3 protein-coding genes are annotated in these 4,911 nt (G+C 59.2%); all 3 read right to left on the bottom strand.

Annotation, left to right across the window (positions count from 1 at the left end; all coding sequences use genetic code 11):
* Positions 1-3,112 (bottom strand): adenylate/guanylate cyclase domain-containing protein (locus OEZ49_RS22785; protein ID WP_263390440.1); only part of this gene is annotated, 3,112 nt, incomplete at its 3' end.
* Between the two features lie 476 nt (positions 3,113-3,588).
* Positions 3,589-4,389 carry a GNAT family N-acetyltransferase gene (locus OEZ49_RS22780; protein ID WP_263390439.1) on the bottom strand — a complete coding sequence of 267 codons (801 nt, stop codon included), beginning with the start codon at positions 4,387-4,389 and terminating at the stop codon, positions 3,589-3,591.
* Positions 4,390-4,400: 11 nt separating this feature from the next.
* A complete protein-coding gene (locus tag OEZ49_RS22775; protein WP_263390438.1) occupies positions 4,401-4,832 on the bottom strand; it encodes a DUF1330 domain-containing protein in 432 nt (143 codons plus the stop codon).
* Positions 4,833-4,911: the final 79 nt, after the last annotated feature.

Here is a 4,911-nt window from a genome sequence, read left to right as displayed (position 1 = left end):
CAACGCGCGCTCTCTCTTCGACCATGACAGAGCCGTCCCGTCGAGCTGCATCGATCGCTTTCATTATCCAGTCGCGTCCACTGTCCGAGGCGCCGCCGTTACGCTGACGTTCCGCTCGCCCCAACAGGCGATATATCTCGGCCTCCCAGTTTCTTTCGTTCGTCTTCCTGACCGAAGTTGCCGCTTCACCCAACATCGCCAGGGCTTCGTCCGTTTGACCGGAACGCAGGAGTCTTTCTGCGCACAGCGAAAGAAAAAATGGACGCCAGGGATTGCGGGCCGTGGCCGACAGGCGATTGATCGCGGATTTGATGAGTTCGGCACCGCCATTTCCTGCCCAACCCTGCATGATATCCGCATATGCGGTCCATAGTCCGCTGTGCTGTTCTTCCGCCAAACGCCTGAGTTCCTGGGCGAACGCGTCAGCCATCAACATGTCGGAGCGCATAGCCGCCGGTATCGCACAGGCGAACATCAAGGCGTAGGCGAGGCTGCTGGCGTGATTGATCGCCCGCGCATGTGCGACGGCCTTCTCTCCGGACCTCTTCGACGCCTCCGCATCGCCACCGAGAGCGGAGATGATGGCCAAGATGGATAGCCCGGCGACCTGCGGATCGTAGCCATATTCCAGTTTGACCTGGCTGTGCCGGTCACTGCGATATAGCGCCAGCAATCGGGACGCGTGCTTTTCGGCGTCTGCCAGGCGGCCTAAATAGAGCGAGCACCAAGCGATCACGCGATGGCCCTGAAGCAATCCGGCATCGTCGGCCAGGTCTTCGGCAAGTTTCAACAGCTCGCGGGCAAGTTTTAGCGCCGGGTTGAACTCCGCCCGGGACACGTGGATGAGATATTCGCCATAGAGTATGGGCAGGAGCGCCGCCGGTTCATCAAGCTTCTGGCTCAGGACCCGCGCCCTAGCGTAGATCTCGGATGTTTCGGTCGAGCTCCAGCCTTTGACGACAAGTACGAGCGGCGCGAGCGCCCGTACGATCTCAAGCTCGCTCTCATCACGCTGGCGAGACGGTGGGACCGCTACTAACGCGCGAAGGCCATCGTAAAAATGCTCGACAGCCTCATGGTCAGCCGATCTCTTCTGGGCGTCGCGTCCAGCGAGAAGCCACTGTTGGGCGGCCTCACCGAAACGCTCGGCGCGGAAGAGATGATCCGCAATCGTTTCAACCGGGAAGTATCTGGCGGCAGGTAGACTGGACAGGTGGTCCGCGACCTGACCATGCAGCAGCCTGCGGTCGCGGTTCAGCAGGCTGGCGTAGGCCGCGTCCTTCACAAGGGCATGGGTAAAGCCGTATTCCGCGTCCGCCGACGCGCCGTGCCTAACGAAGATGTCCGCCCCGACCAATTGCAAAGCCAATTCTTCAAGTTCGACGCCCCCGACGCCGGATACCTCGGAAAGGATGAAGCCGGGAAAACGTCGGCCGAGAACCGAGCCGACCTGGGCAATATGCTTTGCCTTTCCAAGTCCGTCCAGGCGAGTGGCCAGGGACCCATGCAGCGTTGCCGGTACGGTATTTTCTTCGCCGCCGTGTTCCATGTCCTTCGCAGCGCGGCTCAGTTCCTCCAGGAACAGCGGTACGCCTTCGGCGCGATCAATTATGTCACGCATCTGCTCCGACTTACCTTGAAGGCCGCGGAACTGCTCATCGACGATGAGCCGACTCTCCGCGCGACCGAGCCGGTTCAGCGACAGCATCGTTGCGTTGTGCTGGGACGCCCAATCCGCCGCAAAGGTCGGTCTGGTAGTGACGACAAGGAGTATCGGGGATTCGCTGGAACGGCCTGCGAGTTCACCGATCAGTTCGCGCGAACTGGGGTCCGACCAATGAACATCTTCGACGATGATACAGGCAAACTCGTCGATGGCTCCTGAGCACATCCATTTCAGCAAGACCTCGATGGCGCCACGCCGCCTCCTGGCGGCGTCCTCTCCGGTTGCCCCCTCGCCGGAGGCCGAAAGGTAGTCCTGCATGCGCTCCGCGGCGTCTGAACCCAGAAGCGAGCCGATAAAATCCAAAAGCTTCGCCAGTCGCGTCGCTGCATCGTCTCTCATGATGACGCCTGCGGCGCGGTCCAGCGTATCTATGAATGGGTAGAGGGCGCTGCCGCCATGCTGCTCGGAGCATTGGACAACAATCGGCTTGCAGCCACTCTCCAGAATATGATCGTGGAGATCGGTCACGATCCGCGATTTCCCGATGCCGGGTTCCCCGCTCAGTACGAATACTTGTCCATCGCCTTGACGCACCCGGTTCCAACGGGAGCGAATGAGGGCGATCTCTTCGGACCGCCCAGCAATTCTCGTGAGTCCGCGGCCTCGCGTCGCTTCGAACCGGCTTCTGGCCTCCGTCCGGCCCAGCAGTCGATGGACCATGATCGGTCTTTCGACGCCCTTGAGCCGACGCTCGCCGAGTGCGTCAGATGATACGAACCCTTCGACCAGACGGCCGACCTCGCCACTGATGAGGATTTCATCTGCCTCGGCCAGCTGCTCCAGCCTTGATGCTATGATCGGCGCCTCCCCCACGACGGACAGTTTCTCGCGCGAGAGCCCGGCGCCCATCTCGCCGACAATGGTCGAGCCCGAATGGATTCCAATTCGCGCTCGAAGAGCGGTGCCTGTTGGCGTGTCGATGCGGTGAATGCCTTCCAACATGTCGAGCGCAGCCTCAACGGCCCTGACCGCGTCGTCTTCGTAAGCGCGTGGATAGCCAAAATAGGCCATCAAACCGTCGCCAAGATATTTGGCGACATGACCACCGCGGGCTTCGACCGCTCTGACGCTGGCCCGCTGAAACGCGGCCAGCAGGTCGCGAAATTCCTCAGCGGTCATTTTCTGGGAGAGTTCCGTGGACCCGACCAGATCACAAAACAGCACCGATACGCGCCGAAATTCCGATGCGCTTTGACCGAACTCTGGCGCTGCCGGATCGGAGGCAAGCGCTCGCAGCAGCTTTTTTCGATGCCCTAGTGGCAGGCCAAGATGGCGCAGATCCCCGTCATCTAGATCCGCGAGAGTATCGGCGTCGACCGCCTCCTTTTCGAAGACGTCCGCGTATTGTCCCAGGCCAACACTCTCCAGAAATTGTGCGACCGACATCCTATGGTTTTCTCCATCGTACCTGAGGCACCTTAGCAATATTGCGATTGCATGTCGCGCAACTGTCGGCGTGCTCGCGTCCGCTTCGTCCGCAACTCGGACATCGGCGCCCGAGTGCTCGCTGCGGTTGTCACGAACGGCCGCTTTGCTTTCTGCGTCGCAGCTGACAGCTTCAGTCGATTTCACGCCGCATCTGCGAGCGTCACAGCTGGATCAAGTCCGGTAAGGGCTCGGCTCGGTCATCTGAGGCTTTCTGTCGGATGACCGGTAACCAATCGCAACCAGTCACTCATGACAGGTCCGTGCTCCGGCAAAGTCCGCTTTTGCGCCGCAACGACTGCTTTTCCCAACTTCTGCCATTCGCTGCAGTTGTGTTCGATGTCTCACATGCGGACGAAGTGAGCTTTCGCTGCGGCTGCGCGAAAGTCAGCTTTGGAAAAACGCAATCGGTTCGCACCGGATTTTCGAAGTGGCTGTTATTTCGTGATACGGTCAGCAGATATTGAAAACATGACAACTGATCTCGCGTCCACCTGTTTCAAACCGCAGCTTTCCAGCATGGCGCGTGACGGAGCATTGTCCTGTGCAACGAACTCCATCGTCGATATTGCGCCGAGTTCATCAACGGCAACGAGGTTGCAGAGCGCATCCATATATTTTCCAAGCCCCAGTCCGCGCAGCGCAGGATCGACCGCGACAAGGCCGACCCACGCAGACCTGAAAAATGGGCTGTGGCGGTTGTGGGTCATGGCCGCGAAACCGGCGGCGACAATCTTCGCCTCGGCGTTTTGCAAGGCAATCAATCGTGCCGGAAAGAGCTGGCCGAGCAGGGTATCCGTCGAGAACGGGGAAACACCCTGATCCGAAAGGAATGTCTGGATTTCGCGGGCCTTTTGCGGGGTCAACTCTTCGTCATCTACACGGGTCAAGCCTTCGGGAAGCGCCACGTCAATGATTTTTCCGCAGACGTCCCGGATGGTCTGAGCGTCTGCCATGAAGAGGTCCCACACATGCAATTTGGGATCAAAGCTGCTCAGTTCTGTTTTCGCCCTTGCAATGGTCGCCGCATCGGCACCTCGCAATGTCACCAGTCCTTCGTCAGACATGATCCTTCGCAGGTAATGCCAACCCAACGCGGCAGGATCATCGCTGGAAAAAGTGCGGGCGTGAATCACTGCGCCAGGCAGGTCGAGGAGTTCGGCGACCTGCTCATCTCTGGCCTGTTGAAGGGCTTGGATCTTTGGTTCACCGTAGTACGGGTTGAAAGAAGCCGCCATTCTCGGATCCTCTACGCCAGCTTGTCGACCAAGATCGCGTTCAGCGATGAACCAGTTCGGCGCAAGACCGCGAGCGCCTGAAACTCCTTCGACCCCCAGAAATCTTTCGCGAAGCTGCGGTCTGGGAACTCGATGATGAAGGCGGCGTCAGGAAGCGCATTGTCGCCTTCGAGGCTCTCGGGATCGCCGCCCCTGACCAGAAACTGCCCGCGATGTCGTGCGACAACGTCCGGGATCTTCGCAAAGTATTCGTCCATCCAGTCACGACTGTGGATCTGCATCTGACCGATTACGAATGCCGTCATTTTACAAAATCTTTCCGCTGAAAGGATCAGCGCAAAGCGTGCCATCGCATCCGGGACAATGTCAAACTGAACTCGTCGCCTTGCGTCCCTCAACCGGCTTTGAAACCAGACATTCACGCAAGGCACAGTATTGGACATTATGGGCTCTTCTGAGACATCTGAGCGGTTCAGTCAGATGTCCGCAAAGCTGCGCTGAGAAGCCATTCGAGACGACGGG

It is taken from the genome of Ruegeria marisflavi (assembly GCF_025673445.1).
Taxonomy (GTDB): domain Bacteria; phylum Pseudomonadota; class Alphaproteobacteria; order Rhodobacterales; family Rhodobacteraceae; genus Ruegeria_B; species Ruegeria_B marisflavi.
This window is presented reverse-complemented; position numbering and strand designations above follow the sequence as displayed.

What these genes read in the sequence shown, in the direction of transcription:
- OEZ49_RS22775 (WP_263390438.1), bottom strand. Translation starts at nt 4,832, where the DNA reads ATGTCCAATACTGTGCCTTGCGTGAATGTCTGGTTTCAAAGCCGGTTG.
- OEZ49_RS22780 (WP_263390439.1), bottom strand. Translation starts at nt 4,389, where the DNA reads ATGGCGGCTTCTTTCAACCCGTACTACGGTGAACCAAAGATCCAAGCC.